Origin of the sequence: Thermosipho sp. 1074, assembly GCF_001999655.1 — a bacterium.
Taxonomy (GTDB): domain Bacteria; phylum Thermotogota; class Thermotogae; order Thermotogales; family Fervidobacteriaceae; genus Thermosipho; species Thermosipho affectus.
Window position 1 is genome coordinate 13,076 of the sequence record NZ_LBEX01000003.1, and the last position, 17,237, is coordinate 30,312.

At 30.3% G+C, this 17,237-nt stretch carries 19 protein-coding genes and 1 riboswitch; of the genes, 5 read left to right on the forward strand and 14 right to left on the reverse strand.

Translation table 11 applies throughout. From position 1 onward, the window contains the following. Positions 1-2 precede the first annotated feature (2 nt). The 3 genes from XO08_RS00405 to XO08_RS00415 are packed head-to-tail and all read right to left on the reverse strand — an operon-like array spanning position 3 to position 2,213. Positions 3-470 (reverse strand): lytic transglycosylase domain-containing protein, encoded by a 468-nt coding sequence (locus tag XO08_RS00405; RefSeq protein WP_232218196.1) that lies wholly within the window; start codon positions 468-470, stop codon positions 3-5. Position 471: 1 nt separating this feature from the next. Next, positions 472-1,170, reverse strand: coding sequence for an A24 family peptidase (locus XO08_RS00410; protein ID WP_075665114.1), 699 nt, complete (start codon positions 1,168-1,170; stop codon positions 472-474). Continuing rightward, positions 1,155-2,213, reverse strand: coding sequence for a lipopolysaccharide assembly protein LapB (locus XO08_RS00415; protein WP_075665115.1), 1,059 nt, complete (start codon positions 2,211-2,213; stop codon positions 1,155-1,157). Before XO08_RS00415 ends, XO08_RS00410 begins: the two co-directional genes overlap by 16 nt. A gap of 154 nt (positions 2,214-2,367) precedes the next feature. Here XO08_RS00415 and XO08_RS00420 point away from each other — a divergent pair, with 154 nt between their 5' ends. Together XO08_RS00420 and XO08_RS00425 are read left to right on the forward strand one after the other, a co-directional pair. Next, entirely contained in the window at positions 2,368-3,726 is a 1,359-nt protein-coding gene (locus tag XO08_RS00420) for a Do family serine endopeptidase (protein WP_075665116.1), read from the forward strand. A 141-nt stretch (positions 3,727-3,867) separates the two neighbouring features. After that, complete coding sequence (locus XO08_RS00425) at positions 3,868-6,351, forward strand: glycogen/starch/alpha-glucan phosphorylase (RefSeq protein WP_075665117.1); 2,484 nt, start codon at positions 3,868-3,870, stop codon at positions 6,349-6,351. Positions 6,352-6,380: 29 nt separating this feature from the next. Here the strand turns inward: XO08_RS00425 and lepB are convergent, their stop codons facing one another. The 8 genes from lepB to ffh are packed head-to-tail and all read right to left on the reverse strand — an operon-like array spanning position 6,381 to position 11,279. Then, the gene (lepB, locus tag XO08_RS00430) at positions 6,381-7,247 is read right to left on the reverse strand and encodes a signal peptidase I (protein WP_075665118.1); all 867 of its coding nucleotides are present in this window, start codon (positions 7,245-7,247) and stop codon (positions 6,381-6,383) included. 5 nt (positions 7,248-7,252) lie between these two features. Next, on the reverse strand, positions 7,253-7,600 hold the full coding sequence (gene rplS, locus XO08_RS00435) for a 50S ribosomal protein L19 (RefSeq protein ID WP_075665119.1): 348 nt from the start codon (positions 7,598-7,600) through the stop codon (positions 7,253-7,255). 13 nt (positions 7,601-7,613) lie between these two features. Continuing rightward, the gene (locus tag XO08_RS00440; RefSeq protein WP_075666661.1) at positions 7,614-8,180 is read right to left on the reverse strand and encodes an RNA methyltransferase; all 567 of its coding nucleotides are present in this window, start codon (positions 8,178-8,180) and stop codon (positions 7,614-7,616) included. Next, a complete protein-coding gene (trmD, locus tag XO08_RS00445; RefSeq protein ID WP_075665120.1) occupies positions 8,170-8,910 on the reverse strand; it encodes a tRNA (guanosine(37)-N1)-methyltransferase TrmD in 741 nt (246 codons plus the stop codon). Before trmD ends, XO08_RS00440 begins: the two co-directional genes overlap by 11 nt. Beyond that, positions 8,907-9,443 carry a ribosome maturation factor RimM gene (gene rimM, locus XO08_RS00450; protein WP_075665121.1) on the reverse strand — a complete coding sequence of 179 codons (537 nt, stop codon included), beginning with the start codon at positions 9,441-9,443 and terminating at the stop codon, positions 8,907-8,909. Before rimM ends, trmD begins: the two co-directional genes overlap by 4 nt. Beyond that, complete coding sequence (locus XO08_RS00455; RefSeq protein WP_075665122.1) at positions 9,440-9,664, reverse strand: KH domain-containing protein; 225 nt, start codon at positions 9,662-9,664, stop codon at positions 9,440-9,442. Before XO08_RS00455 ends, rimM begins: the two co-directional genes overlap by 4 nt. Beyond that, positions 9,661-9,948, reverse strand: a complete 288-nt coding sequence (gene rpsP / locus XO08_RS00460; RefSeq protein ID WP_075665123.1) for a 30S ribosomal protein S16 — start codon at positions 9,946-9,948, stop codon at positions 9,661-9,663. The genes XO08_RS00455 and rpsP overlap by 4 nt, the downstream gene beginning before the upstream one ends. 23 nt (positions 9,949-9,971) lie before the next feature. After that, positions 9,972-11,279, reverse strand: coding sequence for a signal recognition particle protein (gene ffh, locus XO08_RS00465; RefSeq protein WP_075665124.1), 1,308 nt, complete (start codon positions 11,277-11,279; stop codon positions 9,972-9,974). A gap of 208 nt (positions 11,280-11,487) precedes the next feature. Further along, positions 11,488-11,598, forward strand: a riboswitch (TPP riboswitch). 30 nt (positions 11,599-11,628) lie between these two features. Between ffh and XO08_RS00470 the strand changes: the two genes are divergently transcribed. After that, complete coding sequence (locus XO08_RS00470; RefSeq protein ID WP_075666662.1) at positions 11,629-12,606, forward strand: thiamine ABC transporter substrate binding subunit; 978 nt, start codon at positions 11,629-11,631, stop codon at positions 12,604-12,606. A gap of 5 nt (positions 12,607-12,611) precedes the next feature. Further along, positions 12,612-14,129 (forward strand): iron ABC transporter permease, encoded by a 1,518-nt coding sequence (locus XO08_RS00475; RefSeq protein ID WP_233120216.1) that lies wholly within the window; start codon positions 12,612-12,614, stop codon positions 14,127-14,129. On the opposite strand, the gene XO08_RS00480 is transcribed toward XO08_RS00475, so the two are convergent. The 3 genes from XO08_RS00480 to XO08_RS00490 are packed head-to-tail and all read right to left on the reverse strand — an operon-like array spanning position 14,106 to position 16,391. Then, positions 14,106-14,972 (reverse strand): VIT1/CCC1 transporter family protein, encoded by an 867-nt coding sequence (locus tag XO08_RS00480; RefSeq protein WP_077286946.1) that lies wholly within the window; start codon positions 14,970-14,972, stop codon positions 14,106-14,108. The two genes, XO08_RS00475 and XO08_RS00480, sit on opposite strands and share 24 nt — an antisense overlap. Then, complete coding sequence (locus XO08_RS00485) at positions 14,969-15,745, reverse strand: Rossmann-like domain-containing protein (protein WP_075665126.1); 777 nt, start codon at positions 15,743-15,745, stop codon at positions 14,969-14,971. Before XO08_RS00485 ends, XO08_RS00480 begins: the two co-directional genes overlap by 4 nt. A gap of 10 nt (positions 15,746-15,755) precedes the next feature. Beyond that, positions 15,756-16,391: an N-glycosylase/DNA lyase gene (locus XO08_RS00490; protein WP_255362947.1), complete on the reverse strand. Its 636-nt coding sequence runs from the start codon at positions 16,389-16,391 to the stop codon at positions 15,756-15,758. A gap of 89 nt (positions 16,392-16,480) precedes the next feature. Here XO08_RS00490 and XO08_RS00495 point away from each other — a divergent pair, with 89 nt between their 5' ends. Further along, entirely contained in the window at positions 16,481-17,230 is a 750-nt protein-coding gene (locus tag XO08_RS00495) for a hypothetical protein (protein ID WP_075665128.1), read from the forward strand. The last annotated feature ends 7 nt before the right edge of the window (positions 17,231-17,237 follow it).

Genomic DNA, 17,237 nt, shown 5'->3' on the forward strand with positions numbered 1-17,237 from the left:
AATCAATCACCTCGATATAAAAATTTATAAATATAATACGCAGTATAGACTTTCTTTAAGTATCTTTTACCAGCACTTTCTTTAACCTCTTTTGATGCATGTGGGCCTGTATTATAACCAATTAAAGCATCCGCTAAATTACCGTTAAGTTCATACAGATACTCAAGATATTTTATTCCCAATTGTATATTATCCTTTGGAACATAAAGATTGTAATTTTTATCAAACTTTTTATTAATCCACTCAGAAGTTTGTGGCATTACCTGCATTAAACCATAGGCACCAAGCGGAGAAACAGCATCTTTTATAAAACTACTCTCAACTTTTATAATGCTTAATATCAAGAGCTTATCAAAAATTGTTTCTGGAAAATATTCAGTATATTTATACGGAAAATTTTTAAATAACCAAAACAAAAAAAATAGACAAATTACTGAAACAAAAAACATAAATATTCTCAAATTAAACACCTCAAAAATATTTTAACATAAAAAAATACAATAAATATCCAGAAATTGAAATAAATGGTCCAAATGGTATTATTTTTTTCTTTCTAATCAATGAAAATAACAAACCCAAAACAGACGAAAGGAGTAAATGATAAATTGAAAATGGTAGACTTAGCAAAAATGAAAAAGGGACAATTAAGTAGATATCGCCTTCTCCTAATTCATCTTTATAAAATTTCTTCAAGAGTAAAAATATACTCAACATTAAAGTTAGAGAAACTATTCTTAAATACCAAAAATACTGATTTCTAATTAAATCCAAAATTGCTGAAATCCATAACAAAACCCAAGTAAAATCTGGTATCATCAAAATTTTCATATCAACATAAACCACTACAACAACTGAAAAAATCATTATATCTAAAATTAAACTTTCAAATCTTGTGAAAAATACACTATGTACTAAAAACATAATACCTGTAAAAAGCTCAACAAAGAAGTACCTGAAAGGTATTTTAACTCCACAATTCCTACACCTTCCACCCAATAAAATATAACTTAAAAGTGGTATATTATCATACCACTTAATTTCCACTTTGCAATAAGGGCAAAAAGAACGTGGAGGATCGTTAACCTTTAATCCCTCCACGCTTCTATATAATATTACATTTAAAAAGCTCCCGAATATCACTCCCAAAACAAAATTTACGAAATACCACACAATTGTTTCTCCTTATTTGTTAAATATTTATCAAAAATTTCCTTTTTACCAAACAAGTACCAAAAATCATTTTGTTTTAGCTCCTCATAAAATTTTCTGGCTTTTTCAGTTTTACCTAATTTTATATATGGAACTATCAATAAAGCTTTGAGATGTAATGATTCAATAGATTCATCTATCATTGGTTCAATAGCTTTTACAATTTCTTCGTACTTTCCATATTTCATTTTTATTTTAGCCCAAATTTCCATTCCATTTGGATCGCTTGGCTTGGAATTTAAAATTTCCTGCTCTACAATCTCTGCTTCCTTTTCTTTTCCAATCTCTCTGTATATTTGTGAAAGTTCATACATTGCAATTACATTATCATTATCAATTTCAATTAATCTATTTAAAATTTCAATTGCCTTCTCATAATTTTTGGATCTAGTATATGCATCTGCAATCATAAAATAAGTAAAAATATCATTTGGTGAATATTCTATCTCTTTCAACCAATAACCAATCGCCTTATCATATTCTCCTTTATTATAATACACTTCACCAAGAGTAGAATACGCCTGAACAAGCCAAGGATCAACTTCAATAGCTCTATTTAAAAACTTTATTCCCTCATCAAAATTCCCATGTTCAATTAATATAGTTCCCAAAAATTCGTATGCAGGAGCAAAATTTTTATCAATCTTAAGTGCAAATTCTAAAATATTTTTCGCATCACCAAGTAAATCCTTATCAGCATACTCTATTGCAAGTTCATATAATCCATCAACCGTACCATGCTCAAACTTATCAGGATGTATATTTCTTTTATTTAAAAATGCAATAATCTCTGACCAAATAATTGGACCATAAAATGCTTCACCTAAAATAGTGATATTTTTTTCAATAAATTCCAAATCTTCAATTTCATTTACAAATTCGGTAAAATCCTTCTTCATGTTATACCAATCTCCACCATAAAACAAATCTCTCAACATTATAAAGAAAGGAGTCTCATCTGTTAAAATTAATGTTTTATCTTTTACCATCATTTCTACCTTCATAATTATCACCTCCAAAAATCTTGTTACTTTCTATTTACATTATAACACAACATGTAAAATTCGAAAACTATATTTTAGAACTAAAAAAGTTACAAATTAGTCAAATAAGATGGTAATTGAAGATAATTACTAATAATCTCAGGAGGTGAAAAACATGAAAAAAAGTTTAGTTGTAGTATTCTTTGTCACTTTGTCAATTTTAACATTGGGATTTGTAAACCAAAATTACGAAAGTCCTATTACAAATGTTGTAGAAGCGGCAGCTCCAGCCGTCGTTAAAATTGAAGCAACGGTTTACTCAACTTCGTATATTGATCCATTTATAGAAGATTTCTTTAAAAGATGGTTTGGAGATATACCAAAACAATATCAACAAAAAGGTACAAGTTTAGGTTCAGGATTTATTTTTGATAAAGAAGGATACATTTTAACAAACTTTCATGTTGTAGACGGTGCTGAAGATATAAAGGTAACTCTATTGGATGGTACAGAGTTTAAAGCAGAATATATTGGTGGAGATAGAGAATTAGATATTGCCATACTTAAAATAACTCCAAAAAACAAAGAAATTCCAACTTTGGAATTTGGTAATTCCGATAAATTAAAAATTGGTGAATGGGCAATAGCAATTGGTAATCCTCTTGGATTCCAACACACTGTAACAGTAGGTGTTATTTCAGCAACAGGTAGGAAAATCCCCAAACCAGATAATAGCGGATACTACACAAATCTTATCCAAACTGATGCTGCGATTAACCCTGGAAATAGTGGAGGTCCATTATTAAATATTCACGGTCAAGTTATAGGAATTAATACCGCTATAATAGCCCCTTCTGAAGCAATGAATATTGGATTTGCAATACCGATTAATACTGCAAAAAGATTCATTGAAAGTATAATAAAAACTGGAAAGGCAGAAAAAGCATATTTAGGTGTATACATGCAGACTGTTACAAATGAACTTGCAAAGGCTCTTGGACTTAAAGTAAATAAAGGGGTATATATTTCACAAGTTATCGAAAATTCTCCAGCAGAAAAAGCAGGATTAAAAGAAGGAGATGTTATCACTGAAGTTGAAAATCTGTCTGTAACTACCGCTAGTGAACTTGCTTCAATTATCCATAATTATACACCAGGTTCAAAAATAAAGATAAAAATAAATAGAAAAGGAAAAGAAATTGAACTTGAAGTAGTCCTTGGAAAATCTGAAAATAAAAAAGAGACCATTGAAACGAAAGAATTCATAGGAATAACAGTTAAAGAAATTACAAATTCTGATAGAGAAGAATACCAAATACCAGAAAAAATTAAAGGAGTATTGGTTATAAACAGCAAAAACAATTTTATAAAAGAAGGAACAATAATATACAAAATTGCAATAAACGGAAAAGTTTATAATATTAAAAATTTAAACGATTGGAATGAAACAATTTCAAAGGTTAAAAAAGGTGACTATGTGGCTTTATTCTACTTTTATAAAGGTGCTACTGGTGTCTTTTCATTTGGTTACTGAAATCCTGGCTAAAAAGCCAGGATTTTTTTTTATCATCAAAAATCTTCGTAATTCTTTTTATTCCTTGACATTTCATAACAAAAAATGATAGAATTTAAATGTCAAATCTACTGGAAACGATTCCGAATGGAGGTTTTCAAAATGGGAGTTACTAAAAAGATAAAAGAAGATAAAAGGTTTAGAACTTCTAAAGGACTCATCAAAGAAAACTATTTAGATCACATCAATCTAACCCTTGGAAAAACACTTGAAAATGCAACATCATGGGACAAGTATAATGCACTTGCACTCTTGGTTAAAGACCAAGTAGTAGAAAAATGGTTGCAAACTCAAAAAAAATACTTTGAAAATCCTGATACCAAAAGAGTTTATTATTTCTCAATTGAATTCTTAATTGGTAGACTACTTTACAATAACCTATTAAACTTACAAATCTACGATGACGTAAAAAAAGCGATGCAAGATTTAAATCTAAAATTAGAAGAAATAGCCGAAATTGAGCCCGATGCAGGATTGGGAAATGGCGGACTTGGAAGACTTGCAGCGTGTTTTCTAGATTCTATTGCCACGCTTGGTATACCTGGATATGGTTACGGTATAAGGTACGAATATGGTATATTTAAACAAATAATCAAAGATGGTTTTCAAGTTGAACTACCAGATGATTGGCTCAAAAATGGGAATCCATGGGAAATCGAAAGAAAAGATAGAAGCGTAAAAATTAAATTCTTTGGAAAAACAGAGAGTTACAAAGACAAAGATGGAAATTTAAGATTTAGATGGGTAGATACATACGATATTTTAGCGGTTCCCTATGACACACCGATAATTGGATATGGAAATGAAGTTGCAAATACATTAAGACTTTGGTCTGCAAGGCCAATCAATGAATTTGATTTTGACAATTTTCAAAAAGGAAATTATATAAAATCCGTTGAATCTCAAGCAATTGCAAGTGCAATCTCCAAAGTGTTATATCCAAACGATGCTTTTTACGCAGGGAGAGAGCTAAGACTAAAACAAGAATACTTCTTTGTTTCAGCCTCCATACAAGATATTATAAGAAGATTTAAAAAACAATTTGGAAACAATTTTGATATATTCCCAGATAAAAACGTAATCCAGCTAAATGATACACATCCAGCACTTGCTATTCCAGAATTAATGAGAATTTTAGTTGATGAAGAAAAATTATCTTGGGAAAAAGCATGGAAAATTACCACTAAAACTTTTGCATATACAAATCATACAGTTATGCCAGAAGCTTTGGAAAAATGGGAAGTACATCTTTTGGAAAGGCTGCTTCCAAGACATCTTGAGATTTTATACGAAATAAATGCAAGGTTTTTAGATAACGCAAATAAAATATTTAGTGGAAACATTGATAAAATAAGGAATGTTTCTATTTTTGAAGAAGGACATGTAAAGCAAGTCAGAATGGCTAATTTATCAATAGTTGGCTCTTTTTCAATTAATGGTGTATCTAAATTACACACAGAAATACTTAAAAACAGTGTTTTTAAAGATTTTTACGAAATATGGCCAAAAAAATTCAATAATAAAACCAATGGAATTACTCAAAGAAGATGGTTATTGCAATGCAATCCAAATCTTTCAAATCTAATTAATGAAACACTTGGAGATAATTGGATTATAAACCTAGACTATCTAAAAAATCTTGAAGCCTATGCAAATGACAAAAACTTTTTAGATAAGTTCTTTGAAGTAAAACAACATAACAAAAAACAACTTTCAAACTATATAAAAAAGGAATTAGGTATAAATGTAGATCCTGAATCTATCTTTGATGTACAAGTAAAAAGGCTCCACGAATATAAAAGACAGCTTCTCAATGTGATGCATATTATATATCTTTACCAGACTTTAAAAGAAAATCCAAATATTGATATCTATCCTAGAACATTTATCTTTGGCGCAAAAGCTGCACCAGGATATAGAATGGCAAAGTTGATAATAAAACTGATAAACAGTGTAGCAGACATAGTAAATAATGACAAAGAAATAAACGATAAAATAAAAGTTGTATTTATACCAAATTATAACGTATCTCTTGCAGAAATAATAATACCAGCCGCAAATGTAAGTGAACAAATATCAACTGCTGGAAAAGAAGCATCAGGTACTGGGAATATGAAATTTGCATTAAACGGGGCATTGACCATTGGAACACTTGATGGTGCAAATATCGAGATAAAAGAATGCGTTGGTGATGAAAATATCTTTATATTCGGATTAACTGCAGAACAAGTCCAAAAACTAAAAGAAAGTAGGCTTTACAATCCATATGACATATACTTGAGAAATGAAAATATTAGAAAAATACTAGATGCTATAAACAATGGATTCTTCAACAAAGAGAATCCTGACTTGTTTAAAGATATATTTCAAGCGTTATTATTTGGTTTAAATGGCTCACAAGCAGATGAATATATGCTACTTGCAGATTTTGACAGTTATAAAACTAGACATAAAGAAATAGACATAACATATAGAGATAAATATCTTTGGAATAAAAAAGCATTACTAAACGTTGCAAGAGTCGGCATTTTCTCAAGTGATAGAACGATAATGGAATACGCAAAGGATATTTGGAATGTGAAATAATAAAAATAAAGGCTCCTTAAAAGGAGCCTTTATTTTATCCCAATTGGTTGAACTGGTCCAAAATTTTTCAATGGCCAAATTCTCAATATAGGTCTTCCAATAACAGCTTCTTTGGGAACGAATCCAAAATATCTACTATCTAAGCTTTCCCTAGAATTATCTCCCATAAAAAAGTAGAAACCGCTTGGTATTTTTACAAAGACTTGCCCATTTTTTTTCCATATATAATCTTCAAAATTTATATTCTTTGGTTTTAAATATTTATCCACATATTCATAATACGGGATACCGTATTTCACTGGTTCCATTCCGCCAACTATACTAAAAACTATATTGGCAAATTTTGAACCTTTTTTCAAAGCAAGTTCATAGAGAAATTTCCTATATTCTGTTTGATTATTTCTCAATCTACTAGCCTTATCTAAATAATTCCAAAGTTCCGGATATTCAAAAACACCTTCAGGTAAGTAATTAACATCCCTTAAATTTTCTGGAATCTCTCCATTAACAAATAGTTTCCATTTACCATCAACTAACTTTAACGTAATAACATCGCCTTCTTTTGCCACAAGCCTTTTTACATATTTTACATGTCCTTTAAATTCCTTTGGGGAAAACAAATCCATAAATTTATCAAACGCTCTAAGCATCTGTTGAGCTCTCTCATCGCGGAAAGGCGTCCAAAATACTGTTATTTCACCTATTTCAGGTTCTCTCGCTTGAAAAGTTATTTTTTCAATAAAAAGGCGGTCCCCAATGTTAATAGTTGGTATCATAGAACCTGTGGGGACCATCATAGTTTCAAAAACAAACAGCCTAATAATTGTAGCTGCAACTATAGCATAAACAAGCGTAATAACTGTATCCTTAAAGATTTTTGAAGGGCTTTTTTTCATTTAAATTACCTTCTCTCCTTAATTTTCACCTTTCCGCGGATGTTTCTCAAGTAATATAGTTTTGCCCTTCTAACTTTACCACGCCTGACAACCTCAATTTTTTGAATTATCGGTGCATACAGTGGAAAGATTCTTTCAACACCCACACCATTAGCACCAATTCTCCTAACTGTAAATGTTTTTCCAATACCAGAACCTCTTAAAGAAATTACAATTCCCTCAAAAGCTTGTGTTCTTTCTTTGTTGCCTTCTTTAAATTTAACATATACTTTTACAGTATCTCCAGGTCTAAATTCTGGCACCTCTTTAATTTGATTCTTTTCAATAATTCTAATAAGGTTATCCATACTCATATAAATCCCTCCTTTATACATTCTCTCCTATTAACCTATCAAGTATTATTGCAACAGCAGCCCGCACAGAAAGATGATTAAAATCGGATTTTCCTCTTACAGGCTCTAATGCATAATCACATTGCTCTAAAATCTCATCTGGCATACCCCAACCAGTACCAAATAAAATTAAAATAGGTTTATCACTTCTCAAAATCATTTCTTTTCCTTCATCAAATGTTATAGTATTTTCGCGCCATTTGGCAGATGTAAACATGATGATAGGTTTCTCTTTTTCAATATTTTCTATATCTTCAATAACATCCTCATAATAACTCATTAACTTAACTAATGATAAGGCCTCTGAACGATTGGGATTGTACTCTTTTCCAAATCCCTCTCGCCAATATGCCAAAACTTTCTTTACTATATCTTGTTGGGCAGGTAAGTTATTCACAAGATAGTACTTTTTAATATTGTAAGTCCTACAAGTCCTTGCAATGTCATGTATATCTAAATTTGTAACAGCTGTAGATATAATCTTACCATCTCTTCCTAAAATTGGATAATGAATTAAAGCGAGATAAATTTTATCTAACACCATCAATCAACTCCCTAAACAACTCCAGCAACGCAACTTTATCAAGCTTATCAAATTCTTTATTAAAGAACAAATCCGGTCTTTTCTCCATAGTCTTTTTTAACGCCATTTTACGTCTCCAAATTTCTATTTTATTGTGGTCTCCACTTAGTAGAACTTCTGGAACCTTTAAACCATTTATTTCTCTCGGTCTTGTGTAATGTGGATGATCAAGTATTCCCGTGTTAAAAGATTCTTGCTCAACCGAATCTTTATCTATGACTTCTGGAACAAATCTTGAAATTGCATCTGCAATGATCATAGCTGGTAGTTCCCCGCCAGTTAAAACATAATCACCTATTGAAATTTCTCTATCAACAAAACTCATTACTCTTTCGTCAATTCCCTCATACCTTCCACAAATTATAAGAACATTTTTTTCACAACTCAATTCTTTTACAATTTCGTTATTTAACGTTTCTCCCTGTGGCGAGGTTAAAATTGTATAAGGCTTTCCAAATTCTTTATTAAAATACTCAAAAAACCTAAAAAAAGGCTCGGGCTTCATAACCATTCCTGGGCCACCACCAAAAGGGTAATCATCAACAACCTTATGTTTATCATTTGTAAAGTCTCTAAGATTAAATATTTGGATATCTAAAATCTTATTCTCCACCGCTTTGGAGATTACTCCATATTTTTTTATTACACTTACCATCTCAGGAAAGATGGTTAAAATACTTATTTTCACCCTAACCACTCCGGAAGCCTGACAACTATCTTTCTATCTTTCTTGTCAATTAAAACAACATAGTCCTTAATAACAGGTATCATAAGTTCATTTTCGGTATCCTTATTTATTACAAGAACATCGTTACTACCCGTTTGTATAATCTCATCAACTTTTCCTATGTTCTTACCATTCTCATCAAAGACATTTAAACCTAAAATTTCGTAAAAATAATACTCATCATCTTTTAAAGATGGCAACATACTTTTTTCAATATAAAGTTTAGACCCCACAAATTTTTTAGCGTCATTCACAGAATCAATTCCCTTAATTTTCACAATGTAATAACCATTTGACAATACCATGTATGAGATTCTACCAAATAGAAACTTTTTTACCTTTTCGTTATATATAAAAACTTCATCTAAAGATTCAATAACTTCAGGTATATTAGTTAATGGTAACAACCTTAACTCTCCACCAAGCCCGTGCGTTTTCCCAAGTATTGCAACTGGGACTTTGTCTTTTAAAAGCTCATGGAGAGTCTTAATCATCTTACCACCTTCAAAATAAAATCATTTTCATCGGTTATTGAAGATAAAAGTATCTTAATTGACTTTATTGTTCTTCCATCCTTTCCAATAACTTGCCCAACATCTTCGGAATTTACCGATATTTCAAATATTCTTTTTCCATCCTCATTAAATTCCAAAACAACTACCTCTTCGGGATTTTTTACAATCCCCTTGAGTATGTACTCAAGGAGCTCTTTCATTGATTAGCCTCCTTCTTTTTTACATTTTTTATTTCATCAACTTTTTTAAAGACCCCTGCCTTTCTCAAAAGGTTTCTTGCCGTTTGGCTTGGTTGTGCACCTTTTAAAATCCAATCAACTGCCTTATCTACATCAACATTTAAAACATAAGGGTCCTTAATAGGATCATAATATCCCAAACTTTCAATGTATGCACCATCTCTTCTTTTTCTTTGATCAACTACCACAATTCTGTAAAATGGTTGTTTCTTTTTACCCATACGTGTTAACCTAATCCTTACCACACTAAACACCTCCATACAAATTTTTATAATTTAAAACCTCTTAAATTAAATGGTAACTTTCCTTTTTTAAACATTTTCATCATTTTTTTCATTTCCTCATAGTTTTTTATTAATTTATTAACTTCTTGTACACTAGTTCCACTACCTTTTGCAATCCTTTTCTTTCTGCTTGCATTAAGTATCTTGGGATTTCTTCTTTCCTCAGGAGTCATTGAATTTATTATCGCCTCTGTTATTTTTAATTCTTTTTCACCTTGATCTAAATCAACCTTCGGGGCACCTGGTAAAAGATCAATAATTTTTGAAAGAGAACCAAGTTTTTTTATTTCCTTCAACTGTTCTTGAAAATCTTCCAAGGTAAACTCCGCATTTATCATTTTCTTTCCTAAATTTTTCATTTTTTCTTTATCAAGTTCCTGCTCTGCCTTTTCAATTAACGTCAAAACATCCCCAAGCCCCAATATCCTACTTGCAATTCTTTCTGGATAAAACTCCTCAAGGTCCTCTATTTTTTCACCGGTTCCAATAAATTTCACAGGTTTTTGTGTAACATATCTAATTGATAAAATCACTCCGCCCCTTGCATCACCATCCATCTTTGTTACCACAAATCCCGTGACATCTAGCCTTTCATCAAAAGTTTTAGCAGAGTTTACCGCATCTTGCCCAGTCATTGCATCAACTACCATCAAAATTTCATCCGGGTTTAAAATATCTTTAATTTCCACCAATTCGGACATCATTTCTTCATCTATGTGCAATCTCCCAGCAGTATCAAATATTACTACATCATATCCACTATCTTTTACTTCTTTTAAAGCCCCTTTTACTATTTTAATTGGATTTTTTTTATCACCATAGTAGACAGGTACGTCTATCCTTTTACCCAAAGTTATCAATTGATCAATAGCCGCAGGTCTATAGGTATCTGCTGCGACTAAATATGGTTTTCTACCTCTTTTTTTAAGTAAATTTGCAATTTTAGCCGCACTCGTTGTCTTACCACTTCCTTGCAATCCAACCATCATAATATATGAAGGAGAATGAATCATTTGCAATTGCGATTTTTCCCCCATTAATCTAATTAATTCATCTTTCAAAATCTTAATAAACATTTGATCAGGAGTCAAAGATCTCAAGACTTCTTCTCCTAACGCTTTCTTCTTTACTTCATCTATAAATTCTTTTACCACTTTATAATTAACATCAGCTTCCAGCAAAGAAAGCTTTACTATTCTAATAGCTTCTTTAATATTTTTTTCCGTAATTTTTCCTTTTCCAGATAAACTTTTAAACGCCTTTGAAAGTTTTTCTTGTAGTCCCTCGAACAAATAAATCACCTTCCTTTTTCTTCCTAATTTAGTATATTATACTTTTTCCTTTTTTCAATTAAATTTTTGTACAACTTTGAAAACAAACACAAAATTATATGTAACAAATAAATTACACCAGTTCGATTGCTTAACTTAACACATCGAATAGTTTTAACATTTACGTAAAAATTTATGTTTTTGAATTAATCAACCTGATGTATAATAGAATTAACCCAAGGGGAGCTCCATATTCCGGGGCTGAGAGGAAGGTGGAAACCTTCGACCCTTTGAACCTGACCCAGATAATACTGGCGGAGGGATGGGAAATACCCTCCAAAAGGAGGGATTTTTTTTAGGAGGTGAAAAAATGAAAAAATATATTGTAAGCTTGTTTGTTCTAATTGGAGTACTTTATTTTTCTACCCAAACATTGGTAATTTACACATACGATAGTTTCGTCTCAGGGATTGGTTATGAGGTAATTCCAATTTTTGAAAAAATGTATGATTGCAAAGTCGATCTTAGATCTTTCGGAGATGCCGGAGCCGTATTAGCAAGGTTAATATTAGAAAAAGATAAGCAAAAAGCAGACGTAATAATAGGACTTGATCAGGCTTTACTACATAGGGCAAAAAAAGAAGGGTTACTTGAAAAATATTCACCGATAAATTATTCTTTATTAAAATATCCAGAATTAAAAGATGAATACGGTGTACCGTTTGATTTTGGTGCCATTGCAATAGTTTACAACAAAAACACTGTAAAAAATCCACCGAAAAGTTTTTCGGATTTATTAAAAAAAGAGTTCAAAAACAGAATAGTTGTGGAAGATCCACGCACTTCAAGCACAGGAATTAGTTTTTTGTTGTGGACAATCGCTGTCTATGGAGATAACTATTTAGATTTTTGGAAAAAATTTAAAGAAAACATACTAACAATAACACCTGGCTGGGATGAAGCGTTTGAGATGCTCGAAACTGGTGAAGCAGATATCATGGTAAGTTACGCCACAGATGGTGCATATAGTTATTACAACTATGGTAAAATTACATATGTACCAGTAATTATGAAAGAAGGAGCATTTGTACAAGTTGAATATGCTGCAATAGTAAAAGGTGCAAAAAACATGGAACTTGCAAAAAGATTTTTAGAGTTTGTATTAATGGACAATTTTCAAGAAAAAATTCCATTAAATCAATGGATGCTTCCTGTAACTAATGTCAGTATTCCAGACGCATTTAAATATGTGCCAAGAATGGAAAAAATTTTGAAAATAAATCCCAATTTATATGAAAAACAAGAGGAGATATTAAAAGAATGGTCAAAAGAAATTATTGGTGGGTAATTCCTTTGTTATATGTTATTGGGGGACTTTTTGTCCCCCTATTTTTTCTATTTTATAAATTTGGTGGAATAAACTTTTCCGCTATAAAAGATCACTCAAATGTTATCAAATTTACTATAACCCAAGCAATTGTTTCATCGATTTTTACATTGCTTCTTGGACTACCCGGTGCATACATTGTTGCCAGAACAAAAACACATCCATTTTTAAAATCTATTTTTAGAATATTGTCATCAATTCCTTTTATTTTACCTGGTGTTACCATGAGCATTGGATTTTTAATGGCTTTTGGAAGAAATGGACTCTTAACTAAGTTATTGGGAATACTAGGATTTGATAGGAAAATTTTGTATACATTCACCGCTGTAATTCTAGGACATGTCTTCTATAACTTTCCACTTTTCATAAGGATAGTTGGAGAAACATGGGAAAAGATAGATGCAAGTTTAGTTGAAGCAGCAAAAATAGATGGTGCGAAACAACATAGAATTTTTTGGAAAGTGGAACTTCCAATTTTAACTCCATCAATTTTAAAAGCATTTCTTTTAACTTATGTCTATACTTTTACAAGTTTTTCAGTTGTTTTAATACTTGGTGGAATAAAATATTCAACTATTGAAGTTTCCATATATATGTATACAAAAATACTCTTTGATTTTAAAAGTGCTCTTTCACTTTCATTTTTTCAAATCTTATTCATCTCTGTAGTTTCATATATGCTTTCATTTGAAAAGTTTGAATTTCTCAATGGAACTTCTTTAAAAGAAAAATTCCCAACTTGGGGATATTTTTATATAATTTTAACCATTGCAATCATATTCATCCCACTAACATATTCCGTTCTTTCAGGATTTATAAACTACGGTGGAGGATTTGGAATAGAAAATTTTAAAAGACTTTTATCATTAAATTTAAAAAGATACATTGGTACCACTTTTTCATCTATGTTTGTATATACAATCTCTTTTAGTATAATCTCTTCAATTATTTCAATAATTATCTCAATAATAAGCTCTTTTTATAAAATCCAAAAGCTTCAATATCTAATGTTTTTACCCGCATCAATTTCTCCAGTTACTCTTGCTTTCTCATATGTATCTCTAAATATTAGTCAATACATTTCAATTCTTGTAATATATTCGTTAATTTCGCTTCCAATAGTATATGGAATAATCTCAAGTGGTTGGAAAACAATTGATCCATACTCTATCGAAGCAGCTAAAATAGACGGTGCAAATACATTTAATTTAAACTTAAAAATAAGGTTTCCACAAATTAAATACCATCTACTAACAGCTTTTGTATACGCTTTCACATTATCAATAGGTGAAATGTCTGCAACTATAACATTAAGCAACCCACCAGTTTCAACCCTATCTATATCCATATATAGACTCTTAAGTTCCAGAAAAATTCCAGAAGCAAGAGCCTTAAACACAATTTATTCATTTATAGTTATTCTTTTATTCTCAACAATTGAATATTTAAGAAATAAAAAACTAAAGAATGTCTATATTAAATAACATCTTAGCAATAATTCCTATTATAAAAGACAAACCCATAACTCCAAAACTAATTAAAAACATTTCAGAAAAATAACCTTTAAAACTCTTATTTTGAACTATTGAAACAAAATATGAAAAGAACAAAATAATTACTAATGCAATAACCAGCAAGAAAATTAAAGCAAAAAATGGATTAGGTACCAATATATATGGCATAACCAATAAAAATACTGTAAAAATGTAAGCAATACCTGTATAAATAGCAGATTTTAATGGATTTTGTGAATTTGGATCAGACCTTTGTGATAAATATTCGGAAGCAGACATTGAAAATGATGCTGCAATACCAGTTATCACACCTGAAAGGGCAACCAATTTTGAATTTTGAAATGCAAAAGTTAATCCTGCGAGCGTTCCTGTTAATTCAACAAGAGCATCATTTAATCCCAAAACCATTGAACTAATATATTTTATCCTTTCTTCGTCGATAAGCTTTAGTAACTCTTTTTCATGTAAATCTTCATCTAATATTATTTTTTCAATTTCCGGTATTTCATCTTTTAACATCAAATAATTTTTTTGGGCTTTTTCTTCCGCCTTTTCCATAGCATTCAAAGAGAAAGTTAATCCCAAAATAAAGTAAACAAAGATATGCCAAATTATTTTCAAATAATTCGGATGAAGATCTTTTTTCGAATATTTTTTTAAAATGTTATAGTGTCTAAATTCATCTTCTGCAATTTTTCTAAGAACTTTACTATTTTTATTTTTAGAAATCTTTGACAAAAATTTATAGACATAAAATTCTGTAATTTCATTTCTTTGAAAACCATATAAAATTTTTCTCAACTTTTTTGTCAAAATATCCCTCCTTTTATTACAACTTTTTCAACTAATTTTTCGGCAATTATTTTCCTTGTTCCAGCACCATGTGCAATTAATTTAAATAATTTTTTTGAATCTAAAACTCTTACTCCAGCAAGGAATTTCACCGGTATTTTTTCCACAAGTGGTGTAGATGGTCCTACAATAATAACCCTTTTTGTATTTACATATTTTAAAATCCAATCTATTGTTCCATTAACAACTGTTGCACCAGTTATGATTACTACTGTACACTTAGGCAAAAGATCAACTATAGCCCAATCTGGAAGCACATCATCACTATTCCTATTCCTATCAAAAACTAAAACATCCCAAGCAACAGGTTTAAGATATTCAATTAATGGTTCTATTTTTCCAACAACTCCTACCGTGTCATCAAAAGATACATCTAAAAACTTAGTTATGTCTCCTTTCAGATATTTACTTTCATCATAATAAAAAACGGAATTTAATACCGCATATGCCACTGATCTTGTCAAAGGATCAGGGGAAAATGCCCCTATTTTCAAAATTTCTCTTACACCCATTCCAACATCTATTTTACTTACTGGATTACCCGTACTTGAAGTACATTTAAAAAACTCTTCACATTTTCCAAGTGTATCTTCTCTTAATGTGTAACTAACACCACATCTACCATCACTTAACAACGCAGCAGTTAAACCATATCCAATTATATAATCTTCCAAAAAAACAGAATTATCTACAAACTCAAATGCCTCATTAAACAACACTTCCGAAATTTTCATAAAATCCCTCCTATTTTTCGACTTTTCCCTTTAAATAATACCATAAATACATATCAAATTTCCCTGGACATTCTCCAAATTCATCTGCAAGAGCTTTAAAAACTTTTTCAATTTCAAGATATCTTCTTTTACTCCAATTTTTGGGTATAATATCAATATAACCATACTTATTTAACAACCTCAAAACATGTTTATCTAAAATTGCAACTTCACAAAAAGCTACATTTCTCAAAAAATGCGAAGATTCTTTCCATGAAATTCCTTTAACATTTTTTACCAAAAACTCCCTTGCTTCTTTAACGGGTAAACTCAACAAGTTTCTTAAATTTCCAACAATCCATCTATTTTCATATATATACCTTGCCCTTGCCCTTGGAAACCTATGCCCGACCTTCATTAAAGATATCTCTAATTCTTCTAGAGAAAATGTATAAAATCCCTCACCAATTTTCTCTTGCGCAATCATTCCACCTTTTGCAGACCAATTTGCAGTTAAAACACAAAAAGATAATTCAGAAAAAAGATCTATTTCACTACCATTTTTCCTAAGTTCTAAAAATTCATTCCATCTTTCATTTACCATTTCTTCGGCTTCACTTTTTATTTGTTTTATCTCTAAAATCACTATTTCACCTCTTTTTTCAATTAAAAACTTTTAAAAATTTAAAAAAATCATAATAAAATTATCTCCACAATATGATAAAATATAATCAAAAGGAATATAGGGGGGATTAAATGTACATTAAAATGTTCGGAAAATATGGTATTTATCTAAAAGATGAAAAAATACTTTTAAACAGCAAAAAAGCCGAATACATACTATACTATTTAATTTTAAACGTCAAAAGGAAAATATTTGTAAATGAAATCCTAGACTTATTTTTTGAAGGTTATGACAAAATATACTCGAGAAAAAACCTAAATACACTTTTATATATGATTAGAAAAGGATTAAACATAACCAAAGACGATCTCAAGATAGAAAAAAATATGATATTCCTTAATCCTAGAAAACTCAAATGTGATTATCTTGAATTCCAAAAACTTATGGAAAAAAAACCTTCTAATGATGTCCTACAAAAAATCACCCAGCTTTACTCCGGTGAACTTCTAAGTGGATTAGATTTTGATTGGATAATGCCTTTTAGAAAACTATGTGAAATGCAAATTTTATTAATGACTCAACAACTAAAATTACCTAATAATTTTGAAATAACAAATTTACCAACAAGAAATGAAATATCTATGGAACTTGCAATAAAACTAATTGCTCTAGATAAAAAAAGGCGAAATCCAATGTTTTATCCTATTTTGCTAAAAACAAAAGAAGATATAAATGAAAAAATAAGAAAAAGTGATTTTTATGTTAGATTATCTCAAAACAGCTACCTTGTATTATTTGAAACAGGAGATTCGAATATTGAAGCACTTAAAAACATATTAAAATTTAGATTCAATAACATAGAAATTGTAAAAGAAATTTAACCCCTCT

What these genes read in the sequence shown, in the direction of transcription:
- XO08_RS00415 (WP_075665115.1), bottom strand. Translation starts at nt 2,213, where the DNA reads ATGAAGGTAGAAATGATGGTAAAAGATAAAACATTAATTTTAACAGAT.
- XO08_RS00420 (WP_075665116.1), top strand. Translation starts at nt 2,368, where the DNA reads ATGAAAAAAAGTTTAGTTGTAGTATTCTTTGTCACTTTGTCAATTTTA.
- XO08_RS00425 (WP_075665117.1), top strand. Translation starts at nt 3,868, where the DNA reads ATGGGAGTTACTAAAAAGATAAAAGAAGATAAAAGGTTTAGAACTTCT.
- lepB (WP_075665118.1), bottom strand. Translation starts at nt 7,247, where the DNA reads ATGAAAAAAAGCCCTTCAAAAATCTTTAAGGATACAGTTATTACGCTT.
- rplS (WP_075665119.1), bottom strand. Translation starts at nt 7,600, where the DNA reads ATGAGTATGGATAACCTTATTAGAATTATTGAAAAGAATCAAATTAAA.
- rimM (WP_075665121.1), bottom strand. Translation starts at nt 9,443, where the DNA reads ATGATTAAGACTCTCCATGAGCTTTTAAAAGACAAAGTCCCAGTTGCA.
- XO08_RS00455 (WP_075665122.1), bottom strand. Translation starts at nt 9,664, where the DNA reads ATGAAAGAGCTCCTTGAGTACATACTCAAGGGGATTGTAAAAAATCCC.
- XO08_RS00470 (WP_075666662.1), top strand. Translation starts at nt 11,629, where the DNA reads ATGAAAAAATATATTGTAAGCTTGTTTGTTCTAATTGGAGTACTTTAT.
- XO08_RS00485 (WP_075665126.1), bottom strand. Translation starts at nt 15,745, where the DNA reads ATGAAAATTTCGGAAGTGTTGTTTAATGAGGCATTTGAGTTTGTAGAT.
- XO08_RS00495 (WP_075665128.1), top strand. Translation starts at nt 16,481, where the DNA reads ATGTACATTAAAATGTTCGGAAAATATGGTATTTATCTAAAAGATGAA.